This window comes from Acinetobacter sp. YH16052 (genome assembly GCF_013417155.1).
Classification (GTDB): domain Bacteria; phylum Pseudomonadota; class Gammaproteobacteria; order Pseudomonadales; family Moraxellaceae; genus Acinetobacter.
On sequence record NZ_VPEO01000001.1, the window covers coordinates 113893 to 135251 of the forward strand.

Annotated in this window: 14 protein-coding genes; 6 read left to right on the forward strand and 8 right to left on the reverse strand. The window is 41.2% G+C overall.

Annotated features, from left to right (window positions below):
* Nucleotides 1–8: 8 nt before the first annotated feature.
* The gene (locus tag FTV42_RS00595) at nt 9–2729 is read right to left on the reverse strand and encodes a M66 family metalloprotease (protein WP_180037106.1); all 2721 of its coding nucleotides are present in this window, start codon (nt 2727–2729) and stop codon (nt 9–11) included.
* Nucleotides 2730–3240: 511 nt separating this feature from the next.
* Here FTV42_RS00595 and FTV42_RS00600 point away from each other — a divergent pair.
* From FTV42_RS00600 to FTV42_RS00610, 3 genes are all read left to right on the forward strand, one after another.
* Nucleotides 3241–4173 carry an IS5 family transposase gene (locus tag FTV42_RS00600; protein WP_180037107.1) on the forward strand — a complete coding sequence of 311 codons (933 nt, stop codon included), beginning with the start codon at nt 3241–3243 and terminating at the stop codon, nt 4171–4173.
* Nucleotides 4174–4579: 406 nt separating this feature from the next.
* Nucleotides 4580–10222 carry a GLUG motif-containing protein gene (locus FTV42_RS00605; protein ID WP_180037108.1) on the forward strand — a complete coding sequence of 1881 codons (5643 nt, stop codon included), beginning with the start codon at nt 4580–4582 and terminating at the stop codon, nt 10220–10222.
* Nucleotides 10222–11895, forward strand: a complete 1674-nt coding sequence (locus FTV42_RS00610; RefSeq protein ID WP_180037109.1) for a ShlB/FhaC/HecB family hemolysin secretion/activation protein — start codon at nt 10222–10224, stop codon at nt 11893–11895. Before FTV42_RS00605 ends, FTV42_RS00610 begins: the two co-directional genes overlap by 1 nt.
* Before the next feature lie 345 nt (nt 11896–12240).
* Here FTV42_RS00610 and FTV42_RS00615 read toward each other — a convergent pair whose 3' ends face one another.
* Entirely contained in the window at nt 12241–12864 is a 624-nt protein-coding gene (locus FTV42_RS00615; protein ID WP_180037110.1) for a CatB-related O-acetyltransferase, read from the reverse strand.
* 107 nt (nt 12865–12971) lie between these two features.
* Complete coding sequence (locus FTV42_RS00620; protein ID WP_180037111.1) at nt 12972–13376, reverse strand: RidA family protein; 405 nt, start codon at nt 13374–13376, stop codon at nt 12972–12974.
* 136 nt (nt 13377–13512) lie between these two features.
* Here FTV42_RS00620 and FTV42_RS00625 point away from each other — a divergent pair, with 136 nt between their 5' ends.
* The gene (locus FTV42_RS00625) at nt 13513–14106 is read left to right on the forward strand and encodes a TetR/AcrR family transcriptional regulator (RefSeq protein ID WP_180037112.1); all 594 of its coding nucleotides are present in this window, start codon (nt 13513–13515) and stop codon (nt 14104–14106) included.
* A gap of 72 nt (nt 14107–14178) precedes the next feature.
* On the opposite strand, the gene greA is transcribed toward FTV42_RS00625, so the two are convergent.
* The 3 genes from greA to carA all read right to left on the reverse strand — a co-directional run bounded on the left by greA (nt 14179) and on the right by carA (nt 19130).
* A complete protein-coding gene (gene greA, locus FTV42_RS00630; protein WP_004645764.1) occupies nt 14179–14655 on the reverse strand; it encodes a transcription elongation factor GreA in 477 nt (158 codons plus the stop codon).
* 91 nt (nt 14656–14746) lie between these two features.
* Nucleotides 14747–17977, reverse strand: coding sequence for a carbamoyl-phosphate synthase large subunit (gene carB, locus FTV42_RS00635; protein ID WP_180037113.1), 3231 nt, complete (start codon nt 17975–17977; stop codon nt 14747–14749).
* A gap of 13 nt (nt 17978–17990) precedes the next feature.
* A complete protein-coding gene (gene carA / locus FTV42_RS00640; RefSeq protein ID WP_004280574.1) occupies nt 17991–19130 on the reverse strand; it encodes a glutamine-hydrolyzing carbamoyl-phosphate synthase small subunit in 1140 nt (379 codons plus the stop codon).
* Between the two features lie 308 nt (nt 19131–19438).
* Between carA and FTV42_RS00645 the strand changes: the two genes are divergently transcribed.
* The gene (locus FTV42_RS00645; RefSeq protein ID WP_180037114.1) at nt 19439–19927 is read left to right on the forward strand and encodes a hypothetical protein; all 489 of its coding nucleotides are present in this window, start codon (nt 19439–19441) and stop codon (nt 19925–19927) included.
* 102 nt (nt 19928–20029) lie between these two features.
* Entirely contained in the window at nt 20030–20251 is a 222-nt protein-coding gene (locus FTV42_RS00650) for a hypothetical protein (RefSeq protein ID WP_004280572.1), read from the forward strand.
* Nucleotides 20252–20399: 148 nt separating this feature from the next.
* On the opposite strand, the gene FTV42_RS00655 is transcribed toward FTV42_RS00650, so the two are convergent.
* Both FTV42_RS00655 and yhbY read right to left on the reverse strand, forming a co-directional pair.
* Complete coding sequence (locus tag FTV42_RS00655; protein WP_004280571.1) at nt 20400–20939, reverse strand: DOMON-like domain-containing protein; 540 nt, start codon at nt 20937–20939, stop codon at nt 20400–20402.
* A gap of 11 nt (nt 20940–20950) precedes the next feature.
* Nucleotides 20951–21274, reverse strand: a complete 324-nt coding sequence (gene yhbY / locus FTV42_RS00660) for a ribosome assembly RNA-binding protein YhbY (RefSeq protein WP_004280569.1) — start codon at nt 21272–21274, stop codon at nt 20951–20953.
* Nucleotides 21275–21359 lie beyond the last annotated feature (85 nt).

The window sequence follows — 21359 nt, forward strand, 5'->3', positions numbered from 1 at the left end:
AATTTGCCTTAAGGGCTGCTAAGCGCATTCACAAGAATTGGTAAATTCTGGCTACTCGATGCAGCTAAGACAAAGTTTTGGCTTTGTGGGACGATGGTCCATTTCTGATTATTTGCAGCATTACAACCGTAAGTCGTCAGGATGCCACGACCGTCCACCGCAGGTGCGCGACCACCGTGCAGGTCTAAACATGAATTGTTCTGACGGAATTGCTGAGTTGTACCATTGACAGTCGTTCCCCAAATTTGATTGGACATATTATTGTCACATGCTGCTAATCCTGCACCTGCCAAACAGTATTCAGGATATTTCACACTATGGATTTTACCCACCGCATCATAGACCCATAGACTTGCTGCATCACCTGTACAATTGGCTTTACCACTCATATAGACGCTAGGTGCGGTTGCACCGGCAACAAATTCAGCTTTTAAACACGAAGAATTCATATAGGGCATAACCAGCATGCTGGCATCTTGCATCGGGTTGGTGGCTGGAAGGCCTAAATCCGCAACAAACGTTTTTAAAGCCTGGCTGGTTGCAGGAACAGAGAATAAATCATTACGGTAATAGTTTACCCAACGATTCAAACGGTATAGGGTATTTTCCTGTTTTTCGTAACGTTCCAGCTCGGCTAGCGCAGCTGATGAAAATTCATTCTTATACTCGCGATAGCTATCAAAAAGTACTTTGTGGTTGGTATTCAGTCTGGCAATAAATTTACCCTGATTGTCTGTTAAAGCTCGCTCAAGTTCAGGGAGTTCAACTTTACGAAGGGCATTAAAACCTTGTTCCTTACCAAAACTGACTGCTGTCGGTAATGGAGTGACATAGATTGGAATATCAATAGAAGAGAGTTTTATGGCCTGTTCACCGGCTTTCTTGCAATATAGATCTACATGCTGTGGATTATCGCTTTGAGCCAGGTTGATATGCAGTTTATTGGCATTACTTCCCATTCGTATTGGAGCTAAAGCAATATTTTGTGCCATTCGGTTGGCATAGGTGACATGTGCCCAGCAACTTCTGGTGCTTAAACTGGTATCGGCTTGCGGTAAATCAAATACATTCCCCCAGTTACCACGTGCCGCAGGGTAGAGTAATCCCACATTGGCTTCCGGGTCATAACCTCCTAGTATTGTAAATACAGGAACACCGAATTTTGCCGGTTTTAAATAATTACCATCGGCGCTGTTATACCAGACCTGATTTGAGCTCGGCACTTTTGGCTGAACCACGTCCATTTGACGGGTGGTAGGATTCCATTGTTTATAGCCTGTTGGAGCGTTTGCATCCCAGACAGGTTTGCCAAATGCAGGCTGAATCTTATGGTAAGTACTATAACCTGTGTAATGCGTATAACGTGAGAGTGAGCTGGAGAAGCTGCCACCCGCCATAGAATCAGGCGCATATACATATTGTTGATCAAATAATGGAGTCCCGTTCAGGCGGTTATTCGTATTGCTCACATTCCAGTTAATATTACTGCGCATACGTTTACGATATGAAATATAACCCCAGCCACTGTCACTATGATGGGATGCCCAAAAGTAGTTATCACCATTCTGTCCAGGATAATGCCCCAAGCCATAATGGTGACCGATCTCATGGCTGAACTCATTTCCTACTGAATCAATCAGGGTTAAAATACCATTACCCCCACTTAAGCCATGAGTTTGGTAACCATTTTTATAGTTTCCGCGGGCATGATGAATGACCACACTTTGTGTCAGTTGCGGTTGTTGTTGGCTAGCCATTCCAGCACTGGTAATACCCCAGTTTGCAAGGTTGATTCCTGTGCTGAATGTTGATTTAGCTGTATTTTCACGCATGTCACCTGCATAAACACCACCTTCAGTCTCACTGACAGTATCGTAAATTTTACCGTTTGCGACCATGACTTTGTCTAAAATCATGTCGTCGTATTTGCTGACTGTAATTTTTGCAGCAGGGATGGTTTGCAAGTAGTCGGCACCCGCCTGCTCAGGCTGATTTAAGAATAAATAATTGCCTGTTGGTGGTTGAGAAAGCAGTCCTAGACGAATGGATTGCACCACCAATTCGCCTGGTGCAGCAAAATCAATATCGTCTGCTGCCAAACGGCCATTTTTACGGGAATTAGGATCAACAATACGGATATTTAAACCGGGTTTGATCTCATCCCAATTTAATGTAGCTGTCCAAGCCCGTTTGGAGTATTGAACTCGTGGACGATTGTCATTATTTGTTTGGTCTGCAGCTGGAATTTGAGATGGCTCTTGTAAAGCTATACGGCGTACAAGTCGGCTATTCAGGTAGATTTCAGCATTTAATTGCTGAACATTACCCATAGCGGCTGTAGGCGTGACTAAAAGCAAGGCATCTTTTTCAGTGGTCAGACGCGGCATCTGCTTTGTATCATTCCCTTTAGGATCTACAGTGTGGTTCTGCGCGAACTGGACCATTGCGGCAAAATTACCAGTCAAGTCATTACGAATAGTACGTGTACTGCCTTCAGCATTAATATCAAAAAAACCTAAAGTATTGGAACTGAAAGTGTCTTTAACTGGTTCTGGATAATCAGAATCTGAAGTAATAAAACTAAAAAGCTTTTGAGTTATAGAGCTTTCAGGTTCTACAGCATTATTATTGTTAGTGTTGTTAGAGGACGATTCTCCACAAGCAGATAACATTGCTGCACAAACACACAAGTATAATGTGTTTAGTGAGTTCTTTGTCACAATTTTCATATTAAAATTGATCCGTTTAATGAAAGGTGGTTTAGGATAATATAGTCTTTATATTATTCAGTGTTTAGGGGTTATTATATTAATTTAAATTTTTATGTATATATTCGAGCATTTAAATTATGTGAATTAATTTTATTATTAATTTAAAAAAATAGATTTGGTTGTTTTTTATTATTAAGCTTGAATTTTATTTCTTATTATAAGTTGAACTGTAGTTTATTTTTTTATAAATATGTGACTTGGTTTTGTTTGTGGTTTGTATTTGTGGTGGAGTTTTTTAATACTTTGATATTGGAGGAATTGATCACATAAACTGAGGGAATGTTTAACTATTTTAACTAATTTTATAAATATATATTTTATTTTTAATATAAAAAACAATAATTTAATTTTTATATTTGCTTATAGTGGGTTGTGCGGAAATATTTAGATAATTAAAGAATTATTACTCTATCGGGGCTTTGTTGCACAAACCTATCTGTAAAGGCTTTTTCAGCGATATAATTTTCAAATGAAGAAGCCTACACACAAAATCTACCGCACAACCAATTGGCCCGCATATAACCGAGCACTCATGAGTCGCGGAAATATTGCCATTTGGTTTGATCCTGCTACGCAATGGTATGCGCCATCAAAAGGCAAACAAGGGCGAAATCAAACCTACTCCGACGCAGCCATCCAATGCTGCTTAATGATTAAATCCTTATTCCGTCTGTCTTTACGTATGGTTACTGGCTTTGTGCAAAGTCTGATTAAACTTTGCGGATTAAATTGGATAGCTCCAGATTACACCACGCTTTGTAGAAGACAAAAGCATATTGATATTGTAATCAGCTACCAAAAAAGTAGCGATGGGCTGCATCTACTCATGGACTCTACAGGCATGAAGTTTCTAGGTGAGGGCGAATGGAAACGCAAGAAACATGGACCTGAATATCGTCGCCAATGGCGTAAACTACATATTGGTATAGATGCCAAAACCCTGCAAATACGAGCAGTTCAGCTTACAACCAATAATGTCAGTGATTCACAGGTGCTTGGTGATTTACTTGATCAGATTCCACAAGATGAGCAGATTGACTCTGTTTATACCGATGGAGCTTATGACACCAAGCAATGCCGTCAGGTCATTGCAGATCGGCAAGGGCATGCGGTGATTCCACCTAGAAAAAATGCGAAACCATGGAAAGATACAAAGATTAGCTCGCTAGAACGAAATGAATTACTTCGAACAATTAAACGTTTAGGCAGGACGCTATGGAAAAAATGGTCAGGCTATCATCGGCGAAGTTTGGTTGAAACTAAGATGCATTGCATCAAATTATTAGGAGATAAACTCAGTGCAAGGAGTTTTGATAGCCAAGTGAATGAGATCCATGCACGTGTAGCAGTCCTTAACAGATTTACGGAATTAGGTCGACCACTTACCCAAGTTACGCCTTAAATTTGGCTCAATTAGGGGCGCTTTGCATTTCAAATCTTTGTGCAACAAAGCCCTCTATCGGTAATTTGATCAGTTATTTTTATATTAAATTTCTTAGAAATATAAAAAATTGAAATTTATAATTAGATTTTGATCTGTTTTTAAATCAAACTCTTTTTGTATATATAATGCTCAAGTGACACTTAGTGTCTGTTTATGACAATTTTTTAAATCCTCTTATTTTTTTTGATAATTTTTTATTTATTTAAAATGAAAATTAGATTTTAAATTTAATTTAAATATTGTATATTTGCTGGATTTTATGTGGCTCTATAATTACTTTTTGTTGAATAAAGCAGAGAAATTATTTAAGCATAAATTAAAAAGGAATGTGCTTGGCTGATATTTTATCTTGGGGACTATGGAAATGAATAAGGTTTATAAAACAGTTTGGAACAAAAATCTAGGTTGTTCACAAGTCACATCTGAATTAAAAAAAGGACATTGTCGAGGGACTAAAAAATCAGCTGAATTCAAACTAAAACCTATTGTACAAACATTATTGGGCTATGCACGACTTTCATTATTCAGCTTGGCATTATTGCCTATTTCTGTAATGGCAAGTATTTACGATGCACAATTGCCTACAGGTGGAAATATTACGGTAGGCTCTGCCCAAATCAGTCAAAATAACAATACACTCAACGTACATCAAAATAGCCAGAACGTTGGAATTAACTGGGATCAATTTAATATCGGTCGTGAAGCGACTGTAAATTTTTATCAACCGAATGCTTCATCGATTGCAGTCAACCGTGTGCTGGACAGTAATGCTAGCAAAATTATGGGGAAACTGAATGCAAACGGACAAGTTTTCTTACTTAACCCGAACGGGGTGATTTTTTCTAAAACTGCCCAAGTAAATGTAGGGGGTATTGTTGCATCTACTTTAAATGTAAACGATGGCGATATTATCAGTGGGAATTTCACATTAAAAAACCAGGGTGGTAAAGGTAAAGTTGAAAACTATGGTTCAGTGATTGCCAATGGTGGAGTCGTTGCCTTTATTGCACCTACTGTCATCAATGCAGGGAATGTCGAGGCTGATCAAGGTGTAATTCATTTTACTGCAGCAGACCAAGTGACTTTGCGTTTGCAAGATGGTGATTTGACTGAATACCAAGTGGATATTGGAACCTTACAAGGTTTAATCGATAACAGCGGTGCAGTTCTTGCTAATAATGGTGCTGTGTATTTAACCGCAAAAGCTCGTGATAATTTAAGTAAAGTAGTGGTCAATCATAGTGGCGTGATTGAAGCCAACCGTCTGACACAAAATGCGAAAGGCGAAATTATTTTATTGGCTGATATGGCAACAGGCATAACTACAGTCAGTGGGTCGCTAAAAGCAGAAGGTCAAAATGGCCAAGATGGTGGCTTTATTGAAACTTCTGCGGCCAATGTGAAAATTGATAAAAATACACAGGTTTCAACGCAATCAACTGAAGGAAAAACCGGAACATGGTTAATTGACCCAACTGATTTCACTATTGAGGGTGGTACGGCGGCAAAAACTGGAAGTGGTATTGGTGCAAAAACATTAGAAAACAATTTACACAGCACTTCGGTCATTATTGAAACACAAAGTACAGGAAATGAAGCGGGGGATATTCATGTCAATGCTGATGTAACGTGGAATAATGCTTCAACCTTAACATTGAAAGCTCACAATGATATTAACGTCAATGCCAACATTACCTCAGAGCATTCAGATGGCAAAGTCGCATTGATTTATGGTCAAAATAATAATCAAGACGCAAATTATCATTTGGCAGATGGTGCAAAGATCAATTTAAAAGCGGGCCAAAACTTCAGTACAAAAAAAGGTGGTGACGCGACAAAAAACTATACCGTCATTACTGAACTGGGCACGGAAGGCTCTGTTACTGCTCAAGACCTACAAGGTATTAATGGTGATCTTGCAGGAAATTATGTACTAGGTGCTGACATTGACGCAAATGCAACCAAAAACTGGGGTGCAGAAGGTGATGCTGGTTTTAATCCACTTGGTAATGAGTTTGATGGTGAGTTTAGCGGTTATTTTGATGGTCTCGGGCATACCGTATCCAATCTGACGATTGATCGTCCTTATAACTTTGGCGTAGGTTTATTTGGTTATCTACAAGATGCTCAAGTACGCAATGTTGGAGTAAAAAATGGTTCCATTCAAGGCGATAGCTTTGTCGGTGGTTTGGTCGGCAACAGTACCAATAGCCTGATTGAAAACAGTTTCAGTCATGCCGATGTAAAAGGTTATGGCACGATCGGTGGTTTGGTTGGGGGGAATTATGACGGTAAAATTCAAGACTCCTATGCCACAGGTGATGTAACGGGTGGGGCATATTCAAGTTATGTCGGAGGTTTGGTTGGCGGTAACGACAATGCCCATATTAAAAATTCATACGCAACAGGAAATGTCACAGGGGATGAGATCGTTGGTGGTCTCGTTGGCGACAATAACAACAATGCCACAATTCAACGAAGTTATACGACTGGAGATGTCACTGGTATACAAAACGTAGGTGGTCTGGCTGGTAATTCATATTATGGTTCCGAAATTAAGGACAGTTATGCAGTAGGAGCTGTGACTGGAGAAACAATTGTTGGCGGTTTAGTGGGTGAGATTCTAGATTCTACATTGAACACTAGTTATGCTGCTGGAAAAGTCACCGTGAATGCACAGGACGCCCAAAGTGGTGGTTTGGTTGCAAAAAATGTCAAAGGCACCGTATTCAATAGTGTTTGGGATAAAGAAAAGACAGGTCAAAGCACCAGTGCAGGTAGTGCTGAAAGCAATGGTTTAGGTAGTGAACAAATGTTTAATGCTGAAAACTATACGGGTTTTGATTTTGATGGTATTTGGAATAATGCAGATAATCAAACAACAGCTTTTCTAAGAGGCCATAAAGGCAGTAACGAAGTTAAGTTGAAAGGTGAGGGTGATATTGCTTACTCGGTGATCCAAAACATTCATCAACTTCAAGCAGTAAATCAAAAATTAGATGGTCACTATATTTTAGGTAATGATATTGATGCGAGGGTAACATCAACTTGGAGTAGTGGTGATGGTCAAGGTTTTGAGTCCTTGGGCAGCACAGACCAAGCCTTTACTGGTGTAATGAATGGTCTAGGCTATCAAATTTCTGATGTCTTTATGCTAAATGAAGGCAAAGATCAAGTTGGTTTGATCGGTGTTAACAAAGGGGCAGTTAAAAATGTTGGTGTAACCGATATTCAAGTTACAGGTCGTAATGATGTTGGAGGTCTTGTCGGTAAAAACCAAGGCTTACTTGAAGGTGTTTACAGTACAGGTGAAGTACGTGGACAAAGTAAAGTGGGTGGTCTTATCGGGAATAATGAGCAAATACTTCAAGCTGTTTACAGTAAAGCCAAGGTAAATGGTCAAGATCAGGTTGGGGGCTTGATTGGTTTAAATAATGCCGATATTCAAGATGTTTATAGCACAGGCAATGTCTCTGGCCAGAGTCAGATCGGTGGCTTGATTGGTCAGCAGGGTATAAATAGCACAGTTAAAAATGCATTTACGATGGGTCGAGTGGAAGGTGTTACCCAAACTGGTGCAGTGGTAGGTCATAACGCAGGTACAGTGACTACGACTTATTGGGATAAAGAGCAGAATACTGCTGGGATTGGTCAAGGTACGGATGAAACGAAAGGCTTAACCACTGACGAGATGAGATCTGCCGATAGTTTTCTATTTTTAGATGAAAATAGCAAATTAGGGGGTACAAGTGCGGTTTGGCGTATATATGAAGGCAAGACAATTCCATTTTTACGTCAGTTTTTAATTAAGATTGATTTAGGTTTAAAAGACAAAAAAACGGTATATAACGGGAAAGAACAATTATTTGCAGATGTTTTAGGTCTGGATACAAATAAATTTGTGGCAGATGGGGAAATCAAGGGGACGAATGCGGGTGAATATAAAGCGACCTATTATTCTAATGATCAGCATGGTTATGACTTTATTGGGAATGAAGGCAGCTTAATTATTGACAAGGCGCAGGTGACTGTCAAAGGCTCGAGTGAAACCGGTAAGATTTATAATGGTCAAACTCAGTCAATGGATAAGCCGAGCTATACCGTAGAAGGTATGGTGAATAGTGAAAATCAGTCGTTGCTTGGTAAAATTGAAGTCAGTGGGGTCTCTGCAAAAGATGCGGGTATCTATAAAAATAAAGTCAGTGGTGAAAATACCGAAACGCAAAACTACGATATTAATTATCAAGATGGTGAATTTGTCATTGCTAAGAAAAAAATTACCGTCACGGCAAATGATGAAACACGTGAATACAATGGTGCTTTACAGCGCATTAATAGTTTCACTGCTGAAGGTTTAGTTGCAGGTGAAACCGAAGATACTATTAGGAATAGTATTAATGCGGTGGCAACCCGCCAAGATGCAGGCATTTACACACATGCTGTGGGTTATGCTAATACAAATGGTAATAATAATTATGATATTTCCTTTAAAAGTGGGACGTATACCATTACTAAAGCTACTGCAACGGTAACGGGAAATAGTCTGAATACAGTTTATGATGGAAAAAATCAAAATGTAAGTGGCTTTAATGTTTCAGGTTTAAAGGGTAATGACCAACAAACCGTATTAGGTGAAATTTTCAATACAACTGCAAGTGGTCGTAATGCTGGACATTATGAAAATGTCGTTGGTGGTGCTGAATCTTCAAAAAACTATAATATTCTGTATGAAAATGGCATTTTGGATATTGCTAAAAAACAAGTTACAGGCACCATCAGTGCGCAAGATAAAGTCTATGATGGTAGTACCCATGCTGTGTTAAATGGTCAATTACAAGATGTAGTCGAAGGTGACACTGTGAATTTTTTGACTACGGGTCAATTCATAGATAAGAATGCGGGTAAAAACAAAGTTGTGAATGTTATGGGTGAAATTACTGGTGTTGATGCAGCCAATTATGAATTAGTCAGCAACCAACAAACCCAAGCAGATATTGAAAAAGCCAAATTGCAAGTCATTGGTAATAGTCTAACAGCAACCTATAGCGGACAGTCGAACAGTGTGACTGGATTTACAGTTGAAGGTCTGGTAGGCGGTGACACCGAACTGGCATTAACTAATGTTACAGCAACTGGTGCAAGTGGAACTTTGGCAGGTACTTATTACAACAACGTGAGTGGTACTGATCAAAACTATGAATTAGTCTTTACTGCAGGCATGTTAAAGATTGTTGATAATGCTGTCATCCCAGATTTGCCAACGACTCCAGAGCAACCGATAACTCCAGACGAGCCAACGACTCCAGAGCAACCGACAATTCCGGAAGAGCCAACAACTCCAGAGCAACCGACAATTCCAGAAGAGCCAGTGACTCCAGAGCAACCGACAACTCCAGAAGAGCCAGTGACTCCGGAAGAGCCAACAACTCCAGAGCAACCGACAACTCCAGAAGAGCCAACGACTCCAGAGCAACCGACAACTCCAGAAGAGCCAGTGACTCCGGAAGAGCCAACAACTCCAGAGCAACCGACAACTCCAGAAGAGCCAACGACTCCAGAGCAACCGACAATTCCGGAAGAGCCAGCGACTCCAGAGCAACCGATAACTCCAGACGAGCCAACAACTCCAGAGCAACCGACAATTCCAGATGAGCCAACGAATCCGGAAGAGCCAGCGACTCCAGAGCAACCGACAATTCCAGACGAGCCAACGACTCCAGAAGAGCCAACGACTCCAGAGCAACCGATAATTCCAGAAGAGCCAGTGACTCCAGAAGAGCCAGTGACTCCGGAAGAGCCAGCGAATCCAGACGAGCCAGCGAATCCGGAAGAGCCAACTAATTCAAATGGCTTAAATTTAATTGAATATCAACGTGCAATTCAATTTGCACCTGTACTTGATCAGTCAGAAAGCCAATCACAGCGATCTACTCATATTGAAATAGAAATCGTAGGTGATGGCATAAATATGGATGGAATCCAAACTTTAACGGGGAATTTTAAATAATGTTGTATTCTAAAAAAACATTACTAATCAGTAGTTTGGCGGTTAATAGTTTTCCTGTTTTGGCAAATACAGTTCCTGATGCTGGTCAATTACTCCAGCAACAGACTGTACAACCATATTTTCCTCAAGCGGACGTAAATATTGAAGTGTCTCAACAGTTGCAAACAGGATCAATTGATTCACAGCAGCAAGTTGAAATTGAAAAAATTGTGATCCGAGGCAATGAAAGTATTGCGACAGAAGAATTACACAAAATTGTAAAAGATGCCGAAGGACAGATTTATAGCTTGGCTGATTTGCAAAAATTAACCAAGGCTTTAAACGCTTATTATCAGCAGAAGGGTTACCCTTATAGTCGTGCTTATTTGCCTGCACAAAATCTATCTCAAGGGCAGGTGACTATTGGGATTCTGGAAGCAAAATATGACCGTATCCAGATTAATAATCAAACTAATACCTCTGATGAGTTAATTGAACAGATTTTATCTCCTTTACAATCGGGAGATATTATTGAATCAGCTGCTTTACAGCAGCAACTAATGATTTTAAGTCGCTTAAATGGGGTGAAAATCCAGAATGTGATAAGTGCTGGGCGTTATCCCGGAACCAGTGATTTGACTATACATATCCAAGAAGACCAAAAAATTACTGGTTATATCGGTTTGGATAACTATGGCAACGAATACACACGTGAAATACGTGGTAATACAGGGCTGGCTGTCAATAACTTACTTGGTTTTGGCGACCGCTTAAATGTTAATGCGATGACTTCAGGTCACTTAAATTATGGCCGTCTAGGTTACGAGGCTACAGTTAACGGTTTGGGTACACGTTTAGGTGCAAGTTACTCGATCCTTGATTATGAATTAGACAAAGAATATAAAGCCTTAGATGCGATTGGGGATGCGCAGCAAGCCAGTTTTTGGTTAAGTCACCCTGTATTATTTAGTCGTAATGCAGAAGTGATGCTAGGTGTGCAATATGATTTTAAGCGTTTAGAAGATGATATTACCCTGGTTGATTCATATCGTCATCGTGATATTCATGTGGGGCAAATTCGTCTGGATGTTCTGCAAAAAGACAAATTTGCCGGTGGTGGCTTGACACAGTTTGGTGTGGCATCAGATTTTGGACATGTGACATTTAAAAATCAAGCTGCTTTAGCGTATGATCAAGCCACTGCCAAAACTGAAGGCGATTTTGTGGCAGTTTCTGTCAATGTGTCTCGCTTACAGAATTTAGGTACATCAGGCACGCAGTTATATACAGCACTCCAGGCACAATATAGTCCAGATAACCTAGATAGTGCACAGCAATTCAGTATAGGTGGCACCAATGGTATTGCTGGGTATCAGCATAGTGCTTTGAGTGGATCAACCGGATATTATGCTTTAGCAGAATTAAAACGTAATTTATATACAAGTGGGTATAATCAGCTAAGTGGTAAAGTGTTTGTCGATACCGCTACTGTTAAACGTCAAGCCAGTACATGGCGTGGATTCTCAGGTGATAATCAGGAAAGTATTCACAGTGCCGGTTTTGGTTTAAACTTGTCCACTGCTTCAAAATGGACAGCCGCCTTACAAGTTGGTTTCCCATTTAGTGATAAACCAAGCAGCATGGAAGAACGTAATGATGTTGAGTCTTGGTTTAGTATCACCAAACAATTTTAACCTCAATAGATAAAGTAGAAATGGACTAAGATAAAAATTACTTAGTCCATTTTTTTGTATATAAGAAAAATCTTGCAGGCATCTAGCGTGTAATTAATTAGACGTATCACTGGAAAATTTAATCAACCTGTATGCCGAACTTCTAGTCAAATTTGTCACCATTATAGAAAATCAAAAAATATTCTTTGAAGTGGTCAAGCTTTACCATTTATTGTTGGTTTGAAATCTATACGAGTGAAGGGCTTTAGATATACTTAGCAGTTTTTATTATGTGCTGACAAGTTGATCCGTAATAATAAATAATAAGACTGTTAAAAGTTGTTTAACAAAAATAATTCCATTTTTTCAGGGGATTTTAAGATAACGAACTAGACTTTCAACATCATCCGTCTGCAACTGCTCACGCATTTTTAAAAACTGCTTTTCATCTAAGTCATAGAGCTTAAGAGAAAGCAGTTTTTCTATATCTGCTTTAGGAAAACGATATTTAATAATTTTGGCAGGCACGCCACCGACCACTGCGTATGATGGAACGTCTTTGGTGACCACGGCACCTGTTGCCACCACAGCACCTTCGCCAAGCGTTACACCTTGCATAATCATGGCACGTGAGCCAATCCAGCAACCATCGCCAATGAGTGTGTCGCCAGCAGGCACAAAACTGCGTGTATTGAAGGGAAAGGCTGAAATCCAGTCTGTACGGTGTAATTGATTACCACCCATCATAATCACGCATTCTGCGCCAAAACAGACAAAATTGCCGATATAGAGCTGATCAATGGGTTTATCTGGAGTAGAGGACTTGTCATGTAGATAACGCACCACACAGCGCTCAAACCCTTGATCCCAATAAGCGGAATAGTAAGAATAATTCCCCTTAATATGAATGTTCGGATTCCTCACCGTTTTTGAGATGAATTCGAACTCACACCAGTGTTTGACAGGGGAATTAATTAACTTTTCAGCCATAAGGAAGATACAAAAAAATAGTGAATAAGAAATTATACCTAATCGGCGTTTAAACTTGCTGAATAATCTCTAAAAGATACTCAAGCGAGTGCGAATAACGCAAATGATTAGACTGGTGTAGACGCTGTAGGAATACGGGCAATCACTTTAATCTCAAAATCAAAACCTGCCAGCCAAGTCACGCCAACAGCTGTCCAATTAGGATAAGGCTTTTGCTGAAACACTTGCTGCTTAACTTTTATAATGCTTTCAAATTGCTGCTCTGGGTCAGTGTGAAATGTGGTGACATCGACAATATCATCGAAAGTACAACCAGCCGCTGCCAATGTTGCGGCTAAGTTTTTAAAAGCCTGTTCTACCTGTTTTTCAAAGTTGGGTTCAGGCGAGCCATCTTCACGGCTACCGACCTGACCAGAAACAAAAAGTAAGTCTTCCGATTTGATTGCAGCAGAATAACCATGCTGTTCATACAGGGCATGGCGGTCTTGGGGGAATATCGCAGTTCTAGTCATGACTATTCTCATTCAATGTCTAATTTATCAGTGAGTGAAAGCAATTTAACTTTCACATACGCCTCGTATGTAAACATAATTGACATACGGTCCGTATGTCAATTAAAATTTTTATGATGATGAGGTAAAGTAATTCATGTCTGTTCGTGAACAAAAGATGGCGGAAACCCGCAAGAAACTGATAGAAGTGGCACGCCGTGCATTTGCAGCATATGGCTATGCAGACACTTCAATGGATAAGCTCACGGCAGAAGCAGGGCTGACCCGTGGAGCGTTGTATCATCATTTTGGCGATAAAAAAGGCTTGTTTGCTGCAGTGGTCGACCAGATCGATTCGGAAATGGCTTCATCTGCCCAGCAGCATCTGGAGCAGCCTGATGATCTGTGGGAAGGATTGTTGTTTGAAGGGCAGACCTATATTCAAAATGCCTTAAACTCTGAATTCCAGCGCATTGTATTGCGCGATGGGCCTGCGGTATTGGGTGATCCTGCACACTGGCCAAGTCAAAACAGATGTTTGCAGTCCACGCGTGAATGTGTTGAGCAATTATTGGTAGCAGATCGAATTAAAACAGTTGATCCGGAAGCTGCTGCGGTATTTTTAAATGGTGCTGCAATGAATGCAGCCCTCTGGGTGGCTTCTAGCGAACATCCTGAGCAGGTTCTCCCTGAGGCTTTACATGCATTTAATTTATTTGCATCGGGGTTTTTAAAAGAAGCCCAGAACTAATTCGTTTGTAGGAAGCAGATAAAGGTAAAAAACCCCTCAATCGAGGGGCTTTAAATTAAACAGCTTTAAATTTTAAAGATATTCAACTTTCACAATTTCGTATTCAACTTCACCGTTTGGTGTATTGATTTTCACATCGTCGCCTTCGTTTTTACCTAAAAGACCACGTGCAATTGGCGAGTTCACAGAGATCTTGTTAATCTTAAAGTCTGCTTCGTCATCACCTACAATTTTATAGGTTTTCTGTTCTTCAGTATCCAGATTTTCAATCGTGACCGTTACACCAAAAACCACACGACCATTCTGTTCAAGTTCTTTTACGTCGATCACCTGAGCTGCACCCAGTTTGCCTTCGATGTCCTGAATACGACCTTCACAGAAGCCTTGCTGTTCACGTGCTGCATGATATTCTGCATTTTCTTTTAAGTCGCCGTGTTCACGCGCTTCTGCAATTGAAGCTGTGATACGTGGACGATCCACTGTTTTCAGTTGGTGTAATTCTTTCTCTAAGGCAATTTTGCCTTCAGGTGTCATAGGATAACGTTGCATGTTGTCCCTCAAAAGTCAGTTGAAAGATATAAAATCTATAAATAAAAAAAAGCCCGCCACCAAGAAGGTAGCGGGACTTCTTGGAAGCGAATTAACCTTTAGTTAGGTCTTGCAAACGATATACATCCATCGGCAATTTAATTGCTAAAGCTTGGCATACTGCATCTGCACCATTCAATGTAGTTGTGTTATACACTTTACCTTGAAGTGCTGAACGACGGATCGAGAATGAGTCTTCTTGTGCCTTTTTGCCTTCAGTCGTGTTAATCACAAGGTGGATTTCGCCGTTTTTAATACGGTCCACAATGTTAGGACGACCTTCAGTTACTTTATTGACACGTTCACATTCAAGACCAGCATCGCTAATCACTTTAAATGTACCATCAGTTGCAAGAATCTTGAAGCCTAGGTCAATCAATTGTTTTGCGATACCCGCCGCACGTGGTTTATCAGAATCACGTACAGAGATAAATGCGTGTTTCACTTCGCCTTCAGTTGGAAGACCTGGTAAACGCTCATTTGCACCTAAAACAGCTTTATAGAACGCTTCACCAAATGTTTTACCAACGCCCATCACTTCGCCAGTCGATTTCATCTCAGGGCCAAGGATCGGGTCAACACCAGGGAATTTGTTGAACGGGAACACTGCTTCTTTGACAGAGAAGTGCTCAGGAATAATCTCAGTTGTGAAGCCTTGCGACTCAAGAGATTGACCCGCCATACAACGTGCAGCAACTTTCGCTAAAGATTCGCCGATACACTTAGAAACGAATGGCACAGTACGAGACGCACGTGGGTTCACTTCCAAGATGTAAACATCTTCACCTTTGACAGCAAACTGAACGTTCATCAAACCGATTACGCCAAGCTCTTTTGCCATCGCCACAGTTTGACGACGCATTTCGTCCTGAATCTCTTTAGATAGAGAGTAAGGAGGAATTGAACATGCCGAGTCACCTGAATGAATACCCGCTTGTTCGATGTGCTGCATGATGCCGCCGATTACAACGTCTTTACCATCAGATACGCAGTCTACGTCAACTTCGATCGCATCATCTAAGAAACGGTCAAGCAGAACAGGTGCTTCGTTTGATGCTTGAACCGCATCACGTAAGTAGCGTTTGAGTTCTTCATCGTTGTACACGATTTCCATCGCACGACCACCAAGCACGTAAGAAGGACGTACCACTAATGGATAGCCTACTTTAGACGCTTCAGCCATACCTTCTTCAGCAGATTTTACAATGCTGTTGTTTGGTTGACGAAGTTGCAGACGTTGAATCATTTGCTGGAAACGTTCACGGTCTTCTGCACGGTCAATCGCGTCAGGTGATGTACCAATGATTGGCGCACCGGCTTCTTCTAGAGCACGAGCCAATTTCAAAGGTGTTTGACCACCGTACTGAACGATAATGCCTTTAGGCTTCTCGATACGTACGATTTCTAAAACGTCTTCTAAAGTGATTGGTTCGAAGTACAAACGATCAGATGTATCATAGTCAGTAGAAACTGTTTCAGGGTTACAGTTCACCATGATGGTTTCATAGCCGTCTTCACGCATTGCAAGAGCAGCGTGTACACAGCAGTAATCGAATTCGATACCTTGACCAATACGGTTAGGACCACCACCGATCACCATGATCTTGTCTTTCGCAGACGGATTGGCTTCACACTCTTCATCGTAAGTTGAGTACATGTAGGCTGTATCAGATTCGAATTCTGCAGCACATGTATCGACACGTTTGTAAACTGGCGTTACGCCCAGGTTCCAACGGTGTTTACGGAATTGTTTTTGTGAAATGCCCATCAAGTCCGCAATGCGAAGATCTGATAAACCTTTACGTTTGAACCCACGGATGTTGTCCGCGTTCAAGTCGCCAGAACCTAAAGTTTTAATTTGGTTTTCAGTTTTAATGATGTCTTCGATTTGAATCAAGAACCAGCGGTCAATGTTCGTTGCAGCGAATACTTCGTCTAAAGTAAAGCCGTGACGGAATGCATCGCCCACGTACCAAATACGCTCTGGGCCTGGCACTTTAAGTTCTTGCAAGATCTTGTCACGCGCGCCTTCAGCACCCACTTCAATTTTTTCGTCAAAACCAGAAGCGCCCACTTCAAGACCACGAAGGGCTTTTTGTACAGATTCCTGGAAGTTACGACCAATCGCCATCACTTCACCGACAGATTTCATCTGAGTTGTAAGCGTTGCGTCAGCTTGTGGGAATTTCTCGAAGTTGAAACGAGGAATCTTAGTAACAACGTAGTCGATTGCAGGTTCAAACGATGCAGGTGTTGTACCGCCAGTGATGTCGTTTTTCAACTCATCAAGCGTATAACCCACAGCCAATTTCGCTGCGATTTTTGCAATTGGGAAACCAGTTGCTTTCGATGCCAGTGCAGATGAACGTGATACACGTGGGTTCATCTCGATCACCACCATACGGCCAGTATTTGGGCAAATACCGAACTGTACGTTAGAACCACCTGTTTCTACGCCAATTTCACGGAGAACCGCTAAAGATGCATTACGTAAAAGCTGGAATTCTTTGTCTGTCAATGTTTGCGCAGGGGCAACAGTGATTGAGTCACCTGTATGCACGCCCATTGGGTCAAAGTTTTCAATGGTACATACGATGATACAGTTGTCGTTTTTGTCACGAACAACTTCCATCTCGTATTCTTTCCAGCCAATTAAAGATTCATCAATCAATAACTGTTTGGTTGGAGAAAGATCGAAACCGCGTTCACAAATTTCGATGAATTCTTCTTTGTTGTACGCGATACCGCCACCTGAACCACCCATCGTGAATGATGGACGGATAATCACTGGGAAGCCGAAACGTGCTTGAATTTCTAAAGCATGTTCCATTGACTCAGCAACGTCAGCTTTTGGACATTCAAGACCAATTTTACGCATTGCCTGGTCGAACAGTTTACGGTCTTCAGCTTTTTCAATCGCTTCTTTGGTCGCACCGATCAATTCAACATTGAATTTTTCTAAAATGCCATGCTCATCAAGGGCAAGGGCACAGTTCAATGCAGTTTGACCACCCATAGTCGGAAGAACAGCGTCTGGGCGTTCTTTCTCAATAATCGCTGCAACAGTTTGCCAAGTAATTGGCTCAATGTAAGTTGCATCCGCCATGGTTGGGTCGGTCATGATGGTCGCTGGATTAGAGTTGACCAAAATAACGCGGTAACCTTCTTCACGAAGGGCTTTACATGCTTGAGCACCTGAGTAGTCAAACTCACATGCTTGACCGATGACAATCGGACCAGCACCAATAATCAAGATGCTTTTAATGTCAGTACGTTTAGCCATGATGCTTCCTTAATTACTTCTTAGATGCTTCGATAAGTTCGATGAAATGATCGAACAATGGTGCGCAGTCATGTGGACCCGGGCTTGCTTCAGGGTGACCCTGGAAGCTGAACGCAGGTTTGTCTGTACGATGAATACCTTGGTTGGTGCCATCAAACAGTGAGCGATGCGTTACACGCAACACATCAGGCAGATTGCTTTCATCGACTGCGAAGCCATGGTTTTGAGAAGTAATCATCACTGTACCATTATCTAGATTTTGTACAGGATGGTTAGCACCGTGGTGGCCGTGAGGCATTTTTAAGGTTTTAGCACCACTTGCAAGCGCAAGAATCTGGTGACCCAGGCAGATACCAAATACTGGAATTTCAGTAGTTTCTACAATTGTTTTTACAGCTTCAATTGCGTAGTCACATGCAGCCGGATCGCCAGGACCGTTCGATAAGAACACGCCATCTGGATTCAGTGCAAGTACATCAGCAGCAGGAGTTTGCGCCGGCACAACAGTCAGTTTACAACCGCGGTCTGCAAGCATACGTAGGATGTTGGTTTTGACACCGTAATCGTATGCAACAACATGGAATTTAGCTTCTGGTTGAGAGAAACCTTTGCCTAATGTCCAAGAGCCTTCAGTCCATTCAAAACCTTCAGGGTCGCAACATTCTTTTGCCAGGTCTAAACCGTTTAAACCACCAAATGCACGTGCTTTTTCAAGCGCTTCAGCTTCAGTGATATTTTCGCCAGCAAGGATACAGCCATTTTGCGCACCTTTGTCACGTAGGATACGTGTCAGTTTACGCGTGTCGATATCCGCAATTGCCACAACATTGTGTTGTACCAAATATTCAGCCAATGATTGGGTTGAACGGAAGTTACTGTGCAGTAAAGGCAGGTCGCGAATGATCAATCCGTTCGCCCAAACCTTATGAATACGACCTGATTCAGCGTCTTCTTCATTACAGCCTGTGTTACCGATATGTGGGTAAGTCAGTGTCACAAGTTGCTGTGCATAACTCGGGTCAGTCAAAATTTCTTGATAGCCAGTCATGGCAGTGTTGAAAACGACTTCACCAGTCGTACTACCCGATGCGCCAATCGAAGTACCTTTAAAGATAGTTCCGTCGGCAAGGGCTAAAATTGCTGGGGTGCTCAAACCAAAGCTCCTGAAATTTAGGCTGTAAAAAAGCGAGAAGACGAAAAAAAAGGAAGGCTAATTTTTAAACCTACCCTCCTATGTCTGCTCGCTTGAACTTAACACGGCATTATACGCAGAACGACCCCTAAAGTCCAACGGCTTTGCAGTGAAAGTATGAGATAAATGGCTTGCTTTTTGCATGGAAGTCTGTTTTGTAGGCAATGTGAAAAAATGTAAGCAATTAATAATTGTCAGACAAATCAAATCTTAATTTTTATCAAATCTACTAATATGGCTTAGTCGATATAACAATAGGAACAAGACAAATGGCTACAGCACCTAAATCTACTACATCTAAAAAAATCACTCCGAGCGTGGTGACTGAAACTGCCGAGAAGCTTGAAAAAGTAGCAGTCGAGGCTAAAGATCAGGCAGTTGAAACCATCGAGGAAAGTAAGGAAAAGCTTGAAGTTGAAGCCAAGCAGTTAAGCGACACTGTGCAGGAACAATTGCGTCAATTTAAGCAGGAGGTGTTACAGCGTATTGATACTTTGAAGGAGCAGATTTTCGGTTCGCAGAAAGAATTAACTGAACTGAAAAGCTTTATCAAGACAGAATTCAACGCTGTCTTCGAAGACTTATCTAATCTGGGTAAAGAGTTGAAAGAGGATGTCAGTCAGATTTCGACCAAGCATAAGGAACATCTGACCGATACTTTTAAACGTTCTAAGGACAGTACCATTGAAGTACTGAAAAAAGTCAAACCCGTGGTGAAAACAGAGAGCTCGGACAAAAGTCCTGAGCTGAAAAGTTAGGCTGCGCTGAAAGGCCGCTATTTAAAAAGGAGAACAATCAAATGTTCTCCTTTGTCTTTATGCAGTAAAACGGACTCACAATAACAATTAGAGGGGGTCACGATGCAACAGCATTTTGTAGGTGTACTTATTTTACTGATATTGATCATGCTACTGAATCTGGAAAGCGGATTGGGGCGCATACTTTATCTAGGTGTAATCGTATTATGTCTGGGAGTACTGGGACTGGTGTTTGGGACCATTCTTCTGATGATCATTACTTTTGCTTTTATTCTTTATGCTGCTGTGAAATCTATTCAGGAGCAGCATCATCTGCATCACTAAAATATGAACGTTGAAAACGATAAAAAATCTAAAATAATTACATAGAGGATCAATCATTGTTAAGCGATAAACAAAAACGTGAGACTTTAAGTCTCACGTTTCATTCGCCTGTTACACTTTAAATAGCTGATGCACAGCGTCAATCTATTTAAAACACATGCAACCAGTCACGTTTATTATGAAAATCTGCCTGAGGACTACTATGCTGCATGGCATAGTATTGATCACCTTGTGAGGTTTTTAAAACAGCAGATAAACCCAGGAACAAGTTTTCCCATTTCAGTTTATGTGTTGCCATAAAATCAGTCAGATCCACACTGACATTAAGACCATAATGCGTACGTTTGAGCTGATTCAGCTCAATATCATCCGCAGCTTGCGGTGGCATATCTTCAGGATAACGGTATTCTTCAAATTGATAAGCCTGCCAGGCCTGAGAAGGGGAAAGATTAATCTCACGATAAAAATCTTCGCCCTGAACCCCAATAAAAATTTCAAAGCAGGTCTGTTCCCACAGGAAATCCTGACGGGGATGTGCCGTCACCATGTCGGGCCACAAGATGTACTGATTGGGATCACGGATCCAGAAGCCCACATTTAAATTGCATGGGCCTTGCTGTTCAATGGCGGCAACCAGAGAGATGGCCTGAAAACGGCGATCAAATGCGCTAAGTTCGTAACTTGCCATAAGTCCTGTACTTAGTTAGACAGATGAGCGAAACGGACAAGGTTGGACAATTTTTGGTTTTGTTTCGCAGCTTTCTTGTAAAGCAGCGCAATTTTACCAATAGTTTGAACTACTTCGGCACCAGTCGCTTCTGAAATTTCAGCAATCAATGCTGCACGCGCTTCACGATCTTCAGCTACGATTTTTACTTTAATCAGTTCGTGATCGTTTAAAGCACGCGCCAATTCTTCGATGACATTTTCAGTCAGGCCTTTGTCACCCAGCATAACGACCGGGTTTAAAGCATGTCCGATTTGACGTAAACGCTTACGTTCCTGAATAGATAAAGACGCCATGAGAGATAACCTGAATTTTAAAACGGCTTAGTATAGCAAAAGCAAAAAACAAACGCTTTAAATTATCAGGAAATAATCATTTCCA